Origin of the sequence: Sphingomonas echinoides (genome assembly GCF_029623395.1) — a bacterium.
GTDB classification, from domain to species: domain Bacteria; phylum Pseudomonadota; class Alphaproteobacteria; order Sphingomonadales; family Sphingomonadaceae; genus Sphingomonas; species Sphingomonas echinoides_A.
On record NZ_JAPYKK010000002.1, the window covers coordinates 185,556 to 201,499 of the forward strand.

The following is a 15,944-nucleotide window of genomic DNA, read 5'->3' on the forward strand; positions in this document are numbered from 1 at the left end:
CGCTCCCGAGCGGAGGAAGGGGCGCGCCCTCCCCTTCCGTCATCCTGAACGTGTTTCAGGATCCAGCCCTCCACGAGTCCGGACTGGGCCTGTTGCGCGGTGGATGCTGAAACGCGTTCAGCATGACGGCAGCTTTTGGGGCGCGGGTGACGATCAAACCACCGGTTGCCTATTTCGCAGAACGCACGCCTTCGCGGGAAGGACGGATCGGGGGATGCGCCGGGCCGGAACTCACCCCCGCGCGACCACCGTATAGGTCATCTGCCGCCGCACCGCGAACCCGAGCGCGCGGTAGAGCGCCACCGCCGGATTGTCCGGATAGGTGTGCAGGAACACCCCCTCCCCGCGCTCCAGCAGCGGTGCGAGCACCGCTTCCATCAGTGCGCGCGCGAAGCCCTGTCCGCGATGGTCGGGATGCGTGCACACCGCGCTGATCTCGCTGAACCCCGCTACCTTCATCCGCTCCCCCGCCATCGCGACCAGCCGCCCGTGGCGGCGCACGCCGACATAGCCGCCTTGCCGATGCGTGCTCCCGAAGAACGGTCCCGGCGCGGTCAGCGTCGCGAGCGCGAGCATTTCGTCCGCATCAACATCCCCCAGCGGCACCATATCGACCCCGCGCGCCGCGCGGTTCAGCCGGGTCGCGACCATCTGGTCGATCCGACGCTCCGACACCACGACCGTCCCGGGGAGCGGCGGCACCGATTCCGCCTCGAGCACCCCGAGCGTCCCGCCCTCCTCGATCAGCGCGGCCAGCGCCGCACACGCCGCCGGAGACGCGTCCACCGCCGCGCCGAACAGGTTGACCTCGGGTCGGAACCGCACGGCAAGCGCATCGCCAATGGCGAGGGCGGCGTGGCGTCCCGTCAGGCTGTGCCAGATCGGGCGGTCGAGCGGTGAGGCGGTGTTGGTCATGGCAGGGTTAGAGCATCAAGCGCAGCGGGACGCATCCCGCGGATTGCCGCCAAACGCATCGGAGCCCGCACGCGTGTTCAACCCGCGTGACGTGCGCCGCGGCACCCCCTATCACCCGGGAATGCCTCCGCGTTTCGAATCCCTCCCGCAGCGCCGTTCGATCATCGACCGCCGCACCCTCGCCGATGCGCTCGCCGCGCTGGAAGGGGACGCCAGCACGCTGCGTGCCGGGGCGTTTGCCTTGCTCAAACAGGCGCTCGATGCCGGACGCGCCGAGATCGGGCGGCGGCTGAACGAACATCCCTCGCGCGGGCTGGAAGCGGCGGCGGCGCAGGCGTTCCTGGTCGATCAGTTGCTGCGGCTGATCTACGATTTCATGGTCCAGCGGATCTATCCCAACCCCAACCCGACCACCGGCGAACGCATCACAGTCATCGCGGTCGGCGGTTATGGTCGCGGCGAGATGGCGCCCTATTCGGACATCGACGTCGGTTTCCTGACCCCCGGCAAGCAACCGCCCTGGGCCGAGCAGGTGATCGAGGCGATGCTCTACACGCTGTGGGACATGGGGCTGAAGATCGGCCACAGCAGCCGCTCGCTCGACGAGATGGTGCGGCAGGCGAAGGGCGACGTGACGATCCGCACCGCGTTGCTCGAGGCGCGCTACGTGTGGGGCGACCAGGCGCTGTACGACGAGGCCGCGCGCCGCTTCAAGGCGGAAGTCCAGGCCGACACCGCACGCCAGTTCATCGCCGACAAGCTCGCCGAGCGCGACGTACGCCACCACAAGATGGGCGACACGCGCTATGTCGTCGAGCCCAACGTCAAGGAGGCGAAGGGCGGGCTGCGCGATCTCCACACGCTCTTCTGGATCGGGAAGTACGCGTATAACGTCACCGAGCCGGGCGAGCTGGTCGAGGCCGGGCTGCTCAGCCGCGACGAATATCGCCAGTTCCACCGCGCGGAGAATTTCCTGTGGGCGGTGCGGTGTCATCTCCACGCCATCTCGAACCGTGCCGAGGACCGGCTGACCTTCGACCTGCAGCGCGAGATTGCCGAACGGATGCGCTTCGCCGATCGACCTGGCAAATCCAAGGTCGAGCGGTTCATGCATTATTACTTCCTCCAGGCGCGCACCGCGGGCGACCTGACGGGGGTGTTCCTCGCGCATCTCGACGAGAAGTTCGCGGCGCGTGGGCGGCGCTTTGGTTTCCCGGTGCTGCGACGCTCGCCGCGCAAGCTCAACGGTTTCACGCTGGTGCGCGGGCGGCTCGCGCTGCCGGCGGACGATTTTCTCGCAGAGAAGCCGGTGCGGCTGATCGAGCTGTTCGCGCTGGCGGACAAGCACAAGCTCGAGATCCACCCGCTCGCGATGCGCGCCGCCGCGCGCGACGCGAAGCTGGTCGACGACATCCGGCAAGACCCGACCGCGAACACGCTGTTCCTCGACGTGCTGACCAGCCGCCGCGACCCCGAGACGGTGCTGCGGTGGATGAACGAGACGGGGGTGTTCGGTCGCTTCGTTCCCGATTTCGGCCGTGTCGTCGCGCAGATGCAATTCGACATGTACCACCACTACACCGTCGACGAACATACGATCCGCGCGGTCGGCCTGCTCGCGCGGATCGAGCGCGGCGACCTCGATGCGGACCATCCGTTGTGTTCGGCGCTGTTCAAGCAGATCGTGTCGCGGCGGACATTGTACGTCGCGGTGCTGTGCCACGACATCGCCAAGGGGCGTGGCGGCGACCATTCGGTGCTCGGCGCCGAAGTCGCCGAGCGGCTCGCCCCGCGGCTGGGGCTCAACCCCGCGGAAACCGAGACGGTCGCCTGGCTGGTGCGGTGGCATCTGCTGATGTCGGCGACCGCGTTCAAGCGCGACCTGTCGGACTTCAAGACGATCCTCGACTTTACCGCCGTGGTGCAAAGCCCCGAGCGGCTGCGCCTGCTGCTCGTGCTGACGGTCGTCGATATCCGTGCGGTCGGGCCGGGGGTGTGGAACGGCTGGAAGCGGCAGTTGCTCGCCGACCTGTACGAATCGGCCGAGGAAGTGCTGCGGCTCGGCCACAAGCAGAAGGGCCGGACCGAGCGAGTCGCGACCAAACAGGCCGCCTTGCGCGACGTGCTGGGGTGGGACGCCGCGACGTTCGCCACGCTGGTCGCCAAATTGCCCGAGCCTTACTGGGTCGCCGAGCCCGAGGACGTGATCGCCGACAACGCCACGCTGATCGCGCAGGCGGGCGAAACTGCCTTGTCGATCGCCGCGCGGGTTTACCCCGAACGCGGCGCGACGCTCGTCACGGTGTATGCGGCGGATCATCCCGGGCTGTTCTACCGGATTGCGGGGGCGATCAGCATTGCGGGTGGAAACATCATCGATGCGCGGATCCACACCACGCGCGACGGCATGGCGCTGGATAATTTCCTCGTGCAGGATCCGGTCGGCCGCCCGTTCGACGAGGCGGGGCAGCTCGTGCGGCTCAAGAAAGCGATCGAGGATGCGCTCGCCAACCGCGTGAAACTGGTCGACCGGCTGCTGGCGAAGCCGCTGCCGCGCACCCGCGCAGAGGCTTTCCCGATCGCGCCGAACGTGCTGATCGACAACAAGGCGTCGAACCGCTTCACCGTGATCGAAGTGAATGCGCGCGACCGGCCCGCGTTGCTGCACCAACTGGCGCATGCGCTGTTCCAGTCGAAGGTGACGATCCATTCGGCGCATGTCGCCACCTACGGCGAACGCGCTGTGGACACGTTCTACCTGACCGATCTGACGGGGGAGAAGATCGGCGTCGGGAGCCGGTTGCGGACGATCGAGCGGCGGCTGCTGGGCGCGGCCGCGGGGGAGCGGATCGTCGAGGCGGCTTAGGCGCCTGCGATCCCACCCGCCCCGTTCGTTTCGAGCGAGGTCGAGAAGACTGCGCAGGTGCGGGGCTTCTCGACGTCGCTCGAAACGAACGGGAGGGGGGACGCAGTCGCACCGGTCATAACCGGCGCGGGCTTACTTCGGCGCGAGCACCATCAGCATCTGACGGCCTTCCATGCGCGGATAGGCTTCGACCTTGGCGGTCTCGGTCACGTCGGCCTGGACGCGCTGGAGCAGCGCCATGCCGAGCTGGCCGTGGCTGAGCTCGCGGCCGCGGAAGCGGAGCGTGATCTTGACCTTGTCGCCTTCGTCGATGAACTCGAGCACCTTCTTCATCTTGGTGTCGTAATCGTGGTCATCGATGTTCGGACGCATCTTGATCTCCTTGATCTCCTGCGTCTTCTGCGACTTGCGTGCGAGGTTCGCCTTTTTCTGCGCCTCGTACTTGAACTTGCCGACATCGAGGAACTTGGCGACGGGCGGATCGGCGTTGGGCGACACCTCGACCAGGTCGAGACCGACCTCGCGCGCCTGCTCCATCGCCTCGCGCGTGTACATCACGCCAAGGTTCTCGCCGTCCTGGTCGATCACGCGGACCTTGGCGGACTGGATGAATTCATTGAAGCGAGGGCCATTCATCGGCGGCGCCTGGCGGTTCATCGGGGGTCGGATAGGTGTAGCTCCTCTGGTCGTTGACAGGTGTATATAGGGGTTTTCGGGGGAAAACGGAAGATGCGCTAGAGCGCGGGGTAACGATCCGGGACGGGGCGTGTTTCGTTGATAGACTCCCCTCCCCTTCAGGGGAGGGGCTGGGGGTGGGGCCGTGTCTAACCGAGCGTTCGGCTCTGCTGGACTTCCCCACCCCAACCCCTCCCCTGAAGGGGAGGGGCTAAAAAGTAGAAGCGTTTACAGGTCCGGGGCCTTGGCCGCTTCGGTGAGCATCGCGATCGCGTCGTCGAGCGTCAGGAACTGCTGCCGGTCGCTGCCCAATTGCCGCAGCGCGACCTTGCCTTCCTCGGCTTCGCGCTTGCCGACGACGAGCAGGTTCGGGACCTTCGCCAGCGAATGCTCGCGCACCTTGTAGTTGATCTTCTCGTTGCGCAGATCGGTCTCGACGCGGATGCCGGCCGCCTTGAGCTTCTCGGCGACCTCGCGCGCATAATCGTCTGCGTCGGACACGATCGTCGCGACCACAGCCTGCACCGGCGACAGCCACAACGGGAAGCGCCCGGCGTGATGCTCGATCAGGATGCCGATGAAGCGTTCGAACGTCCCGAGGATCGCGCGGTGAAGCATGATCGGGCGGTGGCGTTCGCCATCCGCACCAACGTACGATGCGTCGAGCCGCTCGGGCAGGACGCGGTCCGACTGGATCGTGCCGACCTGCCACGTCCGCCCGATCGCGTCGGTCAGATGGAATTCGAGCTTCGGCGCGTAGAACGCCCCCTCGCCCGGCAGTTCCTCGAACTTCGCCTTGATCGATTCGCTGAGCTTCGAGCCGAGCACCGCCTCGCGCAATTCGGCCTCGGCCTTGTCCCACATGTCCTCGGTGCCGAACCGCTTCTCGGGCCGCAGCGCGAGCTTGACCGCATAATCCTCGAACCCGAGGTCACGGTACACGCTGTCGAGCAGTTCGCAGAATTGCTGCACCTCGGTAACGAGCTGATCCTCGCGGACGAAGATATGCGCGTCGTCCTGCGTGAACTGGCGGACGCGCATGATGCCGTGGAGCGCGCCGTGCGGCTCGTTGCGGTGGCAGCAGCCGAATTCGGCCATGCGGATCGGCAGGTCGCGATACGATTTGATCCCCTGGCGGAAGATCAGCACGTGCGCCGGGCAGTTCATCGGCTTGAGCGCCATCATGTCGGCATTGTTGCTGACGATCGCGGCGTCATCGTCGGTGTTGGGGATCTCGTCGGGAACGACGAACATGTTCTCGCGATACTTGCCCCAATGGCCCGACTGTTCCCACTGGCGCGCGTCCATCAGCTGCGGGGTCTTCACCTCGGCATAGCCCGCCGCGTCGAGCCGGCGGCGCATATAGGCCTCGAGCTGGCGCCACAGGATGAAGCCCTTTGGGTGCCAGAACACCGAGCCCTGCGCTTCGGACTGGAGATGGAAAAGGTCCATTTCCTGCCCGATCTTGCGGTGGTCGCGCTTGCCCGCTTCCTCGAGCATCGTGAGATGCGCATCGAGCTGCTTCTTGTTGAGCCAGCCGGTGCCGTAGATGCGGCTGAGCATCGCGTTCTTCTGGTCGCCGCGCCAATAGGCACCCGACACGCGCGTCAGCTTGAACGCGTTCGGGTCGAGCTTGCCGGTCGAGACCATATGCGGTCCGCGGCACATGTCGAGCCACTTGCCCTGACGGTAGATCGTCAGTTCCTCGCCATCGGGAAGCTCGGCGGCCCATTCGGCCTTGAACGTCTCGCCCTGCTGCTGCCACGTCTCGATCAGTTGCTCGCGGCTCCACACTTCGCGGACGAACGGCTCGTTGCGCCCGATGATGGCGCGCATTTCCGCTTCGATCGCGGGGAGATCGTCGTCGGTGAAGGGCCGGTCTTTCGGCGCGAAGTCGTAATAGAAGCCGTCGTCGGTCGCCGGGCCGAAGGTGATCTGCGTGCCTGGGAACAGGTGCTGGACCGCTTCCGCCATGACATGCGCGAGATCGTGGCGTGCGAGTTCGAGCGCATCCGCCTCGTCGCGCGCGGTGACGAGCGCCAGCGCGCTGTCGCCGTCGAACGGGCGCATGATGTCGCGCAGCTCGCCATCGACGCGCGCAGCGATCGCCGCCTTGGCGAGACCCGGACCGATCGCGGCGGCGATGTCCGCCGGCGTAGTCCCCGGGGCTACCTCGCGGACGGAACCGTCGGGTAGCGAGATGCGGAACAGCGCGGACATGAGGACAAGGACTTTCCGAGAGGGATGAAGGCCGCGGCTTAAGCCGGGTGCGCCGATATAGGCAAGCGCGCGCGATCCGTCACCCTGTCGTGGAAACGTACGGCCCATCCGCCGAAAGGGGCGCACCGATGGCGCGCCCCTTTGTCTTCCCAGTCGCCCTTCCCGGCCGTCCGCGCGTGATCCGAGTGTCTTGCGCGCGGTCAGGCATAGGCATGCCGCGCCGGCTCTACCCGGAACCGGTCCGCCTGTGCGGCAAGCTGGACCACTTCCTCGGAGAGGTTGCGCGCCGCCGCGGACGTCTGTTCGACCATTGCGGCATTTTGCTGGGTGGATTGATCCATCGCGTGGACCGCGGTGCTGACCTCGGTGATCGCGCTCGCTTGCGCGGCATTGTCGCTGGCAATCTGCTCAGCGAGCTGCGCGGCCTGTTCGCCCGATGTCAGGATCACGCCGAACGCATCGTCGACCTTCTGCACCGCATCGACCGCGGCCCCGATATCGACGCGAGTCGCGCTCAACTGGTCGCGGGCGCGCTTCGATTCTTCTTCCGCGCGCATTGCGAGCGCGCTGACGAGATCCGCGACGACCGCGAACCCGCGTCCCGCATCCCCGGCACGTCCGGCCTCGACCGCTGCGTTCATCGCGAGGACGCGCGTCTGGAACGCGATCTTGTCGAGCCCTTCGATCACGTCGTCGATGCCCTTGGCGCTATCCATCACGCGCGTCATCGCCTGCACCGCGACATCGGTGCGGCTGCGCCCTTCGAGCACCGCGACCTTTGCCTGTTCGGAGGTCTCGACCGATTGCGTCGCGGCGCGCGCCGTCGCCTTGAGGCGCGAATCGACTTGCTGGATCGCGGCGGCGGTCTGTTCCAGGCTGGCGGCGTTGCTTTCGGTGCGCCGCGCGAGGTCGTCGGAGGCCTGCGCGATCTCGCTCGATCCGGTCTGGATGTTGCCGGTGCTCGTCATTACCGAGCCGAGCAAGGCGCGCAAATTGCCGAGCGCGTCGTTGAAGCTCGCCTTGAGCGGTGCATAGACCGGGGGATATTCCTCGACGATGTCGGCGGTCAGGTCGCAGTTGGACAGGCGACCGAAATTGTCCGCCATGCGGCGGATGATCTGCGAGTTGATTTCCGCCTCCTCGTTGAGCGTGAGCTGTGCCTGCGCGGTCGCGCGGAAGGCGAACATCGCCTTGGTCATCCGCCCGACGCAGTCCTTATAGTCGGTAAAGTCGATCGGCGTCTCGAGGTCGCCCGCCGCGAGGCCCTCCATCCGCACCACGGTCGAGACATAAGGCACGCACACCGCCTCGCGAAACAGATGCGCCAGCACGACCCCGACGCCGGTCGCACCCAACGCGACCCACACCGCCATGGACGACGGCAACAGCACGGTGGACAGGGTCGTGATGCCCAGAAGCGCCACGAACGTCCCGTAGGACACCAGCATCTTCAAGCGAATGGGCGCATCGGCCCGAAACCAGTTCATAGGAAAACCCCGCGCTATAGGACGGCGTGCGACGCCTCGCTGGGACCATCATAGAAAGCCGGCGGTCCGGGCGGGACGCCGCAGGGATTTTTCGTGTCAGGCGACCCCGAACGGCACCACGCGGTTGTTGCGGACATGCCCGATCTCGGCGCGCCCGAGATAGGGCACGCGCATCTCGCCGCACCAGCGCTGGATCATCGTCTCGATCGTCTCGCCCCATTCGGGTTCGTTCGCCTGGACTTCGCTGATCTGCCCGAGCCGGACACCGGCGATCCCCTTGAGCTGCGTCGCATGTGCCATGGTGAACAGCATCCGGTCGATCCGGTAGAGCGGTTCGGACACTTCCTCGACGATCAGCACATGATCGGTCAGGTCGGGGAGCCACGGCGACCCGATCAGCGCGGTCAGGATCGCGAGGTTGAACGCCGCCGCCGGTCGCCCATCGAGCCCGGGCTCGAGCACGGAACGGTCCTTTTTCGTCAACCACAGCAGGCCGCGACTGAAGCCGACGCCCCCGTCGCCGCTCCCCGCGGTCGAGACCATCGGCCCATGCACCGGCCGCCCGATCCGCGCGGCGTAGAGCGCGCCGAGCACGAACCCCATGTCGGAGAACCCCATGTACGTCTTGCGTCGCGCCGCCTCGCCCAGCGCGGGGATTGCCGCTTGCAGGATCCGGTTCGACCCATAGCCGCCGCGCGCGAACCACAGCGCGTCGATCGTCGGATCGTTCGCCATGTCGACGAAGGCGGCGGTGCGCTCCGCATCGGTGCCCGCGAAATGCCCGTTGGACAGGAAACATTGCGGGTGGACGACCAGATCGACCTCGGGCGCGATGATCGCCGCGAGGCCCTGCGCGCGTGCCGCCAGCGCTGCGTCGATCCCGCGGGCGGGGGCCACCACTCCGATCTTCATACCATTTCCTGTGGCGATTTATGCTGCCCCGCGATAGCGCCGGGGAATGACTAACGGCAAACCCTACTTCTTCGTCGGCATCGGTGGCAGCGGGATGATGCCGCTCGCGATGATCCTCGCCGGGCGCGGCGCGACCGTGGCGGGATCGGACCGGACACTCGATGCCGGGCGCCTGCCCGCCAAGTTCGACGACCTCGCCGCCAAGGGCGTCACCCTGTTCGCGCAGGACGGCTCGGGCGTGACGTCGGCGGAGCAGATCGTCGTGGCGTCGGCTGCGGTCGAGGCGAGCGTCGCGGACATCGTCGCCGCTGAACGCGTCGGTGCGGCGCGGTTGAGCCGTCCTGAACTGCTCGCCTCGCTGTTCAACGCGAGCGCGTTGCCGATCGGGGTGGCGGGGACGAGTGGCAAGTCGACCGTGACCGGGATGATCGGCTGGATTCTCCACGCGTGCGGGCGGGACCCGACGGTGATGAACGGCGCGGTGATGAAGAATTTCGCGAGCGACGATGCGCCCTTCGCGAGCGCGCTGGTCGGCGATGGCGAAGCGTTCGTCAGCGAAGTCGACGAAAGCGACGGGTCGATCGCCTTGTACCAGCCACGGATCGCGGTGCTCAACAACGTCAGCCTCGACCACAAGTCGCTCGCGGAATTGCGCGCGCTGTTCGGCGCGTTCGCGGGCAAGGCGGAGACGACGATCCTCAACGTCGGGGATGCCGAGGCGGCGGCGCTGGCGCGGACACTCGATCCCGCACGGCTGGTGACCTTCGCGATCGACCAGAGCGCGGACTTGCGCGCGACCAACCTCGTCCCAGCCCCGTCCGCAATCACGTTCGACCTAGTGGCGAAGGGTGTGACCTATCGCGTGCGCTTGTCCGTGCCCGGGGCGCACAATGTTTCCAACGCGCTCGCGGCGCTCGGCGCGGCGCGCGCGGCGGGGGTGCCGCTCAAGGAGGCGATCAAAGCGATCGAGGGGTTTACCGGCCTCAAGCGGCGGTTCGAGTTGGTCGGCGAAGCGAACGGCGTGACGGTGATCGACGATTTCGGACACAACCCCGACAAGATCGCGGCGACGCTGGCGACGCTCCACGCGTTTCCCGGGCGGTCGCTCGTGCTGTTCCAGCCGCATGGTTATGGCCCGCTCAAGGTGATGCGGGACGAACTGATCGCGATGTTCCGCGAGCAATTGCACGACGACGACCGGCTGGTGCTGCCCGATCCGGTCTATCAGGGCGGCACCGTCTCGCGCGAGGTGACCAGCGCGGACATCGTCGCGGGGATCGGCGAACGCGCGCTGCACATCGCCGATCGCGCCGACGCGGCGACATGGCTGGTCGAGCAGGCGTGCCCCGGCGACCGGATCGTGGTAATGGGTGCCCGCGACGATACGCTCAGCCAGCTCGCCGCCGATGTGCTGGCGCGGATCGCGCAGAAACGCGGCACGCCCGCCGCCTGAAGGAGACGCCGATGTTCCGCCGCCTGTTCCTCGACCATCCCGCCACCGTCGGCGAAAGCTACACCGAGCATTTCGGCGTCGCGTCGCGTTTCGGGATGACGATGATCGTCGGCGGTCTGGGCGCGGTGGTGCATGCGTTCGTACCGGCGTGGTGCAAGACCAGCGGGAGCCGGACGGTTGCCAAGCTCCACCGCCAGATGGTGGTGAAACGTGGCGAGGTCGCACAGGTGCGCAGCGTCGATTACGTGATCTGACGCGTCTTATTATCCAAAACTTTGGTTCCCCCGCGCAGGCGGGGGCCCAGAGTTGCCGAGCCCAACGCGCGTAACCCTGGTCTCCCGCCTTCGCGGGAGAACGATGGTCAGTGCAACCATGCCCCACCCTATCCGCGAGTAATTTGATGACCACCCCCAAAGCCGAACGCCCCCGGCTCGCCTTCAAGCGCACCAAGGGGACTGGCCCGACGGTCGTGTTCCTCCCCGGCTACGCCTCCGACATGACCGGCAGCAAGGCGCTCGCGCTCGAAGCGTGGGCAGTCGCGCAGGGCCGTGGGTTCGTGCGGTTCGATTATGGCGGGTGCGGCAAGAGCGAGGGCGCGTTTGCGGACCAGACGCTCGCCGACTGGCGCGACGACGTGCTGACCGTGCTCGACCAGCTCGTCACCGGCCCGGCGATCCTCGTCGGGTCGTCGCTTGGCGGCTGGCTGATGCTGCTGGTCGCGCGCGATCATCCGGCGAAGGTCGCAGCGCTGGTCGGCGTCGCGCCCGCGCCAGACTTCACCGACTGGGGCTTCACCACCGAGGAGAAACTGGCGTTGCTCTCCGACGGGCGGATGGAACGTCCCTCGCCGTATGGCCCCGAACCGACGCTCTATACCCGCGCCTTCTGGCAATCGGGTGAGGCCAACCGGTTGATGTCGGGCGGGATCGCGGTCGATTGCCCGGTGCGCTTCGTGCAGGGGATGAAGGACGCCGACGTCCCCTACAACCGCACGGTCCGCCTCGCCGAGCTGGTTCGTTCAGCCGATGTGCAGGTGCATCTGATCAAGGACGGCGACCACCGCCTGTCGCGCGACTCCGATATCGCGCTGCTGATCCAGGCGATCGAGGATGTGACGCCCGCCTTATGATCCTGTTCCTCCTCGCCCAGGCTGCTACTCCCACGCCGATGGGCCCGGTCGGCCCCGCCTCCAGCGAACGCGCGCGCTACGAGCATTGTCTGGACCGCGCGACCTCCGACCCGGCGGGGGCGGAAGCCGAGGCGGGCGCGTGGCGGGTTGCGGGCGGCGGGTTCCTCGCAAGCCAGTGCCTCGGCATGGCGTATAGTCGCGAACAACGCTGGTCCGCCGCGTCCATCGCATTCGAATCCGCCGCCACCGCCGCCGAAAAGGCCAAGGATGCGCGCAGCTCCGGCTATTGGGCGCAAGCGGGCAACGCCTGGCTCGCGGCGGGCGACGCCAGCAAGGCACGCGCCGCGCTCGATGCCGCGATCGCGAGCGGGACGCTGACCGGCATGGACCTTGGCGAAGCGCATCTCGACCGGGCGCGGGCGCTCGTCACCGCGAACGACATGGAGGGCGCGCGCGACGATCTCGACCGGGCGTTGAGCGAAGTTCCGAAGGACCCGCTGGCGTGGCTGTTGTCGGCGACCCTCGCACGGCGCACCGGCGACATGCCGCGCGCGCAAAAGGACATTGCCGAGGCGCTTCGGCTGGGTGGCGACGACAGCGACGTCCAGCTCGAGGCGGGCAATATCGCCGCCAAGGCGGGCGACGCGACCAATGCCAAGGCGGCGTGGCAGCAGGCTGCCAACCTTCGCCCCGACAGTCCATCGGGCAAGGCGGCCGCGGCGGCGTTGCAACAGTTCAGCGGCGCGCAATAGGCGCTCACAAGCCCGCGACGGGGTGCGTGGGAAAGCGTCCCGATTGCGTCGCCAGGGTGGCAGACCACCCAGCGCACTCCTATCTGACGAGGCAACCGCATGGGAGCGCCTGTCGATGAAGTACCTCCACACCATGATCCGCGTCACCGACCCGGTCGCGACGATTGATTTCTTCAAGGTCCTCGGCCTCGAGGAAGTTCGCCGGATCGACAATGAGAAGGGCCGCTTCTCGCTGATCTTCCTCGCTGCCCCCGGCGATCACGACGCGCAGGTCGAGCTGACCCACAATTGGGACCCGGAAGCGTATGACGGCGGCCGCAATTTCGGCCACCTCGCGTACCGGGTCGAGAATGTCTACGAGACGTGCCAGCGGCTGATGGATTCGGGCGTGACGATCAACCGCCCGCCGCGCGACGGCAACATGGCGTTCGTTCGTACTCCCGACAACATCTCGATCGAGCTGCTGCAGGAGGGCAACCCGCTCCCGCTCGCCGAGCCGTGGTCCTCGATGCCCAATACCGGCGTCTGGTGATGGCGACCGATCTCGAGATCGTCTGCGTCCCTGCGCTCAGCGACAATTATGTGTGGCTGATCCACGACCCCGTCTCGAACGAGACGGTGGTGGTCGACCCGAGTGAGGCCGAACCGGTGCTCGCGGCGGCGGAGCAGCGCGGGTGGACGATCTCGCAGGTCTGGAACACCCACTGGCATGGCGATCACACCGGTGGCAACGCCGCGATCAAGGCGCTCGGCGCGACGGTCAGCGGACCTTCGGCCGAGGCTGACCGGATCCCGACGCTCGATTATGGCCTGCGCGAAGGCGACAGCGTGCGGATCGGCGCGCACGTTGCGCGCGTGATCAAGACGCCGGGGCATACCGCCGGGCACATCGTCTTTCACATGGCGGACGATGCGCTGTTGTTCAGTGGCGACACGCTGTTCGCGATGGGCTGCGGGCGGTTGTTCGAAGGCAACGCGGCGCAGATGTTCACCAACATGCAGCGGCTGGCGGATCTGCCCAGGGACACGGTCGTCTATTGCGCGCACGAATATACCGCGTCGAACGGTCGCTTCGCCGTGGTGGCTGAGCCGGACAATGCCGCGATCACCGAGCGGATGCGCGACGTCGATGCAAAACGCGCGGCGGGGCAGCCGACCGTTCCCACGACGATCGCGCTGGAACAGGCGACCAACCCCTTCCTTCGTGCGTCGTCTGCACAGCAGCTTGCCGAGCGGCGCGCGGCGAAGGATGCTTTCCGGGGGTGAACGGTGTAGGATCACGGCAGGCAGGGGACACGCCAGCCAGAGGATGATCTGATGATTCGTCTGTTATTACCCGTCTTGCTGCTAACCGTCGGCAGCGCGGCCTTGTCCGCCGACAAGCGGACGACCAGCCAGGAACGCCAGGCCGCCAAGGACTCGGCCGAACTCGACAAGCGTCTAGCCGGGCTGGTGCCGGGCAAGCCCGAGCAATGCATACAGCAGACCCGCTATCGCGACTCGACGCGGATCGGCGATACGATTCTGTATATTTCGACCAAGAACGATCTGTACCGCACCGACACCAATGGCGGCTGCTTCGGGCTGCGGCGTGGCGATGCGATCGTAACCCGCACCTACACCGGGCAATTGTGCCGGGGCGACATCCTCCAGACGGTCGATCTCGTCTCGCGTATTCCGAGCGGGAGCTGCACGTTCGGTGCGTTCACGCACTATCGCAAGCCATGATCCGGCTCACGCTCGCCGCGCTGGCGCTGGGGGCGGCGACGTCCTCCGACACGCGCGATCTCGATGCGGCGCTCAAGGATCGGACGCCGGGTGCGCCGCAGAATTGTCTGCGTGGTTTCGGCAGCCAGACGCAGAACCCGCAGATCATCGACGATCACACGCTGCTCTATCCCGACGGCAGCCGGATCTGGCGCAACGACTTGCCCGCGGCGTGTCCGGGGCTCGATTCGAACGCGATCCTCGTCACTGAGGTGCGCAGTGGGCAGCTTTGCCAGAACGACCAGATCTATACGCTGCAGCGTGGGGGGATCGGGATACCCGGGCCGCGCTGCCGGTTGGGGATGTTCACGCCGTACAGCAAGGTGAAGCGGGCGCGGTAACCCCGCGCTGCGTTCGCCCTGAGCGAAGTCGAAGGGTTCCTTTCACAAGGAACGTCCGCCCGTGCTGGGCGCGGCTTCGACTTCGCTCAGCCCGAACGGATGTTGGGCGGAAGGCCCCCTTACAGCACGAACCGGCTGAGGTCGGTATTGCGCGCAATCCCCGCCAGATGCGTCTCGACATAGGCCGCGTCGATCGCGATCGTCTCGCCGCCGCGGTCCTCGGCGTTGAAGCTGATGTCCTCGAGCAGCTTCTCCATCACCGTCTGCAATCGCCGCGCGCCGATGTTCTCGACGTCGCCGTTGACCAGCGCCGCCATCTTCGCGATCGCGCGGATGCCGTCCTCGGTGAAGGTGATCGTCACGCCCTCGGTCGCGATCAGCGCCACATATTGCTGCGTCAGCGACGCCTTGGTGTCGCTCAGGATCGCAACGAAATCGTCCTCGGTCAGCGCCTTCAATTCGACCCGGATCGGCAGGCGACCCTGCAATTCGGGGAGCAGGTCGGACGGCTTGGCAACATGGAACGCACCGCTTGCGATGAAGAGGACGTGGTCGGTCTTCATCGGCCCGTATTTGGTGGCGACGGTCGTGCCCTCAATCAGCGGGAGCAGGTCGCGCTGGACGCCCTCGCGGCTGACCGAACCGCCGCGCACGTCGCTCACCGCGATCTTGTCGATCTCGTCGAGAAACACGATTCCGTTCGCTTCGGCATCCGCGAGCGCGACGCGGCTGACCTCGTCCTGGTCGAGCCGCTTGTCGGCTTCTTCCTCGACCAATTTGTCCCACGCCTGTGGGACGGTCAGCTTGCGGCGCTTCATCTGGCCGCCGCCGAACGCCTTGCCCATCATTTCGGACAGGTTGATCATCTGCGCGCCGCCGCCGGGCATTTCGAACGGCATGTTGGGCGCGGCTTCCAGTTCGATCTCGATCTCGGTGTCGCGGAGATGGCCGTCGTGGAGGCGCTGGCGGAACGCTTCCCGCGTCGCTTCGCTCGCGCCCTTGCCGGTCAGCGCGTCGAGCAGCCGCGCGAGCGCGGCTTCCTCCGCCTTGTCCTTGACCGCGCTGCGGCGGCGTTCCTTTTCGAGCCGGACCGCTTCCTCGACCAGGTCGCGCGCGATCTGCTCGACGTCGCGGCCGACATAGCCGACCTCGGTGAACTTGGTCGCCTCGATCTTGATGAACGGCGCGTCGGCGAGCTTGGCCAGACGGCGGCTGATCTCGGTCTTGCCGCAGCCGGTCGGCCCGATCATCAGGATGTTCTTGGGGCTGACCTCGTCGCGGAGGTCGTCGCCGAGCTGCTGCCGCCGCCAGCGGTTGCGCATTGCGACCGCGACCGCGCGCTTGGCGTCGGCCTGCCCGATGATGTGCGCGTCAAGCGCGCGGACGATGGCCTTGGGGGTAAGGGAGTCGTTCATTTGTCTCTCTCA

Annotated in this window: 15 protein-coding genes; 9 read left to right on the plus strand and 6 right to left on the minus strand. The window is 66.9% G+C overall.

What is annotated here, in order from left to right; translation table 11 throughout:
• Positions 1-231: 231 nt before the first annotated feature.
• On the minus strand, positions 232-915 hold the full coding sequence (locus tag QBJ92_RS02610; RefSeq protein WP_277968127.1) for a GNAT family N-acetyltransferase: 684 nt from the start codon (positions 913-915) through the stop codon (positions 232-234).
• A 121-nt stretch (positions 916-1,036) separates the two neighbouring features.
• On the opposite strand from QBJ92_RS02610, the gene QBJ92_RS02615 reads away from it, so the two are divergent.
• Positions 1,037-3,781 (plus strand): [protein-PII] uridylyltransferase, encoded by a 2,745-nt coding sequence (locus tag QBJ92_RS02615; protein WP_277968145.1) that lies wholly within the window; start codon positions 1,037-1,039, stop codon positions 3,779-3,781.
• Positions 3,782-3,913: 132 nt separating this feature from the next.
• Here the strand turns inward: QBJ92_RS02615 and infC are convergent, their stop codons facing one another.
• The 4 genes from infC to QBJ92_RS02635 all read right to left on the minus strand — a co-directional run bounded on the left by infC (position 3,914) and on the right by QBJ92_RS02635 (position 9,075).
• Positions 3,914-4,417, minus strand: coding sequence for a translation initiation factor IF-3 (gene infC / locus QBJ92_RS02620; RefSeq protein WP_232283442.1), 504 nt, complete (start codon positions 4,415-4,417; stop codon positions 3,914-3,916).
• Positions 4,418-4,684: 267 nt separating this feature from the next.
• A complete protein-coding gene (gene thrS, locus QBJ92_RS02625; RefSeq protein ID WP_277968128.1) occupies positions 4,685-6,676 on the minus strand; it encodes a threonine--tRNA ligase in 1,992 nt (663 codons plus the stop codon).
• Between the two features lie 200 nt (positions 6,677-6,876).
• Positions 6,877-8,163, minus strand: a complete 1,287-nt coding sequence (locus tag QBJ92_RS02630) for a methyl-accepting chemotaxis protein (RefSeq protein WP_277968129.1) — start codon at positions 8,161-8,163, stop codon at positions 6,877-6,879.
• Between the two features lie 96 nt (positions 8,164-8,259).
• On the minus strand, positions 8,260-9,075 hold the full coding sequence (locus tag QBJ92_RS02635) for an LD-carboxypeptidase (protein ID WP_277968130.1): 816 nt from the start codon (positions 9,073-9,075) through the stop codon (positions 8,260-8,262).
• A 46-nt stretch (positions 9,076-9,121) separates the two neighbouring features.
• Between QBJ92_RS02635 and QBJ92_RS02640 the strand changes: the two genes are divergently transcribed.
• The 8 genes from QBJ92_RS02640 to QBJ92_RS02675 all read left to right on the plus strand — a co-directional run bounded on the left by QBJ92_RS02640 (position 9,122) and on the right by QBJ92_RS02675 (position 14,517).
• Positions 9,122-10,528 carry a glutamate ligase domain-containing protein gene (locus QBJ92_RS02640; protein WP_277968131.1) on the plus strand — a complete coding sequence of 469 codons (1,407 nt, stop codon included), beginning with the start codon at positions 9,122-9,124 and terminating at the stop codon, positions 10,526-10,528.
• An 11-nt stretch (positions 10,529-10,539) separates the two neighbouring features.
• A complete protein-coding gene (locus QBJ92_RS02645) occupies positions 10,540-10,782 on the plus strand; it encodes a DUF6356 family protein (protein WP_277968132.1) in 243 nt (80 codons plus the stop codon).
• 146 nt (positions 10,783-10,928) lie between these two features.
• Positions 10,929-11,657 (plus strand): alpha/beta hydrolase, encoded by a 729-nt coding sequence (locus QBJ92_RS02650; protein WP_277968133.1) that lies wholly within the window; start codon positions 10,929-10,931, stop codon positions 11,655-11,657.
• Positions 11,654-12,409, plus strand: coding sequence for a tetratricopeptide repeat protein (locus tag QBJ92_RS02655; RefSeq protein ID WP_277968134.1), 756 nt, complete (start codon positions 11,654-11,656; stop codon positions 12,407-12,409). Before QBJ92_RS02650 ends, QBJ92_RS02655 begins: the two co-directional genes overlap by 4 nt.
• Before the next feature lie 115 nt (positions 12,410-12,524).
• The gene (locus QBJ92_RS02660; protein WP_277968135.1) at positions 12,525-12,941 is read left to right on the plus strand and encodes a VOC family protein; all 417 of its coding nucleotides are present in this window, start codon (positions 12,525-12,527) and stop codon (positions 12,939-12,941) included.
• On the plus strand, positions 12,941-13,675 hold the full coding sequence (gene gloB, locus QBJ92_RS02665; protein WP_277968136.1) for a hydroxyacylglutathione hydrolase: 735 nt from the start codon (positions 12,941-12,943) through the stop codon (positions 13,673-13,675). The genes QBJ92_RS02660 and gloB overlap by 1 nt, the downstream gene beginning before the upstream one ends.
• A 51-nt stretch (positions 13,676-13,726) precedes the next feature.
• Positions 13,727-14,137, plus strand: a complete 411-nt coding sequence (locus tag QBJ92_RS02670) for a DUF6491 family protein (protein ID WP_277968137.1) — start codon at positions 13,727-13,729, stop codon at positions 14,135-14,137.
• Complete coding sequence (locus QBJ92_RS02675) at positions 14,134-14,517, plus strand: DUF6491 family protein (protein WP_277968138.1); 384 nt, start codon at positions 14,134-14,136, stop codon at positions 14,515-14,517. The genes QBJ92_RS02670 and QBJ92_RS02675 overlap by 4 nt, the downstream gene beginning before the upstream one ends.
• 119 nt (positions 14,518-14,636) lie before the next feature.
• On the opposite strand, the gene hslU is transcribed toward QBJ92_RS02675, so the two are convergent.
• A complete protein-coding gene (gene hslU, locus QBJ92_RS02680) occupies positions 14,637-15,932 on the minus strand; it encodes an ATP-dependent protease ATPase subunit HslU (protein WP_277968139.1) in 1,296 nt (431 codons plus the stop codon).
• Positions 15,933-15,944: the final 12 nt, after the last annotated feature.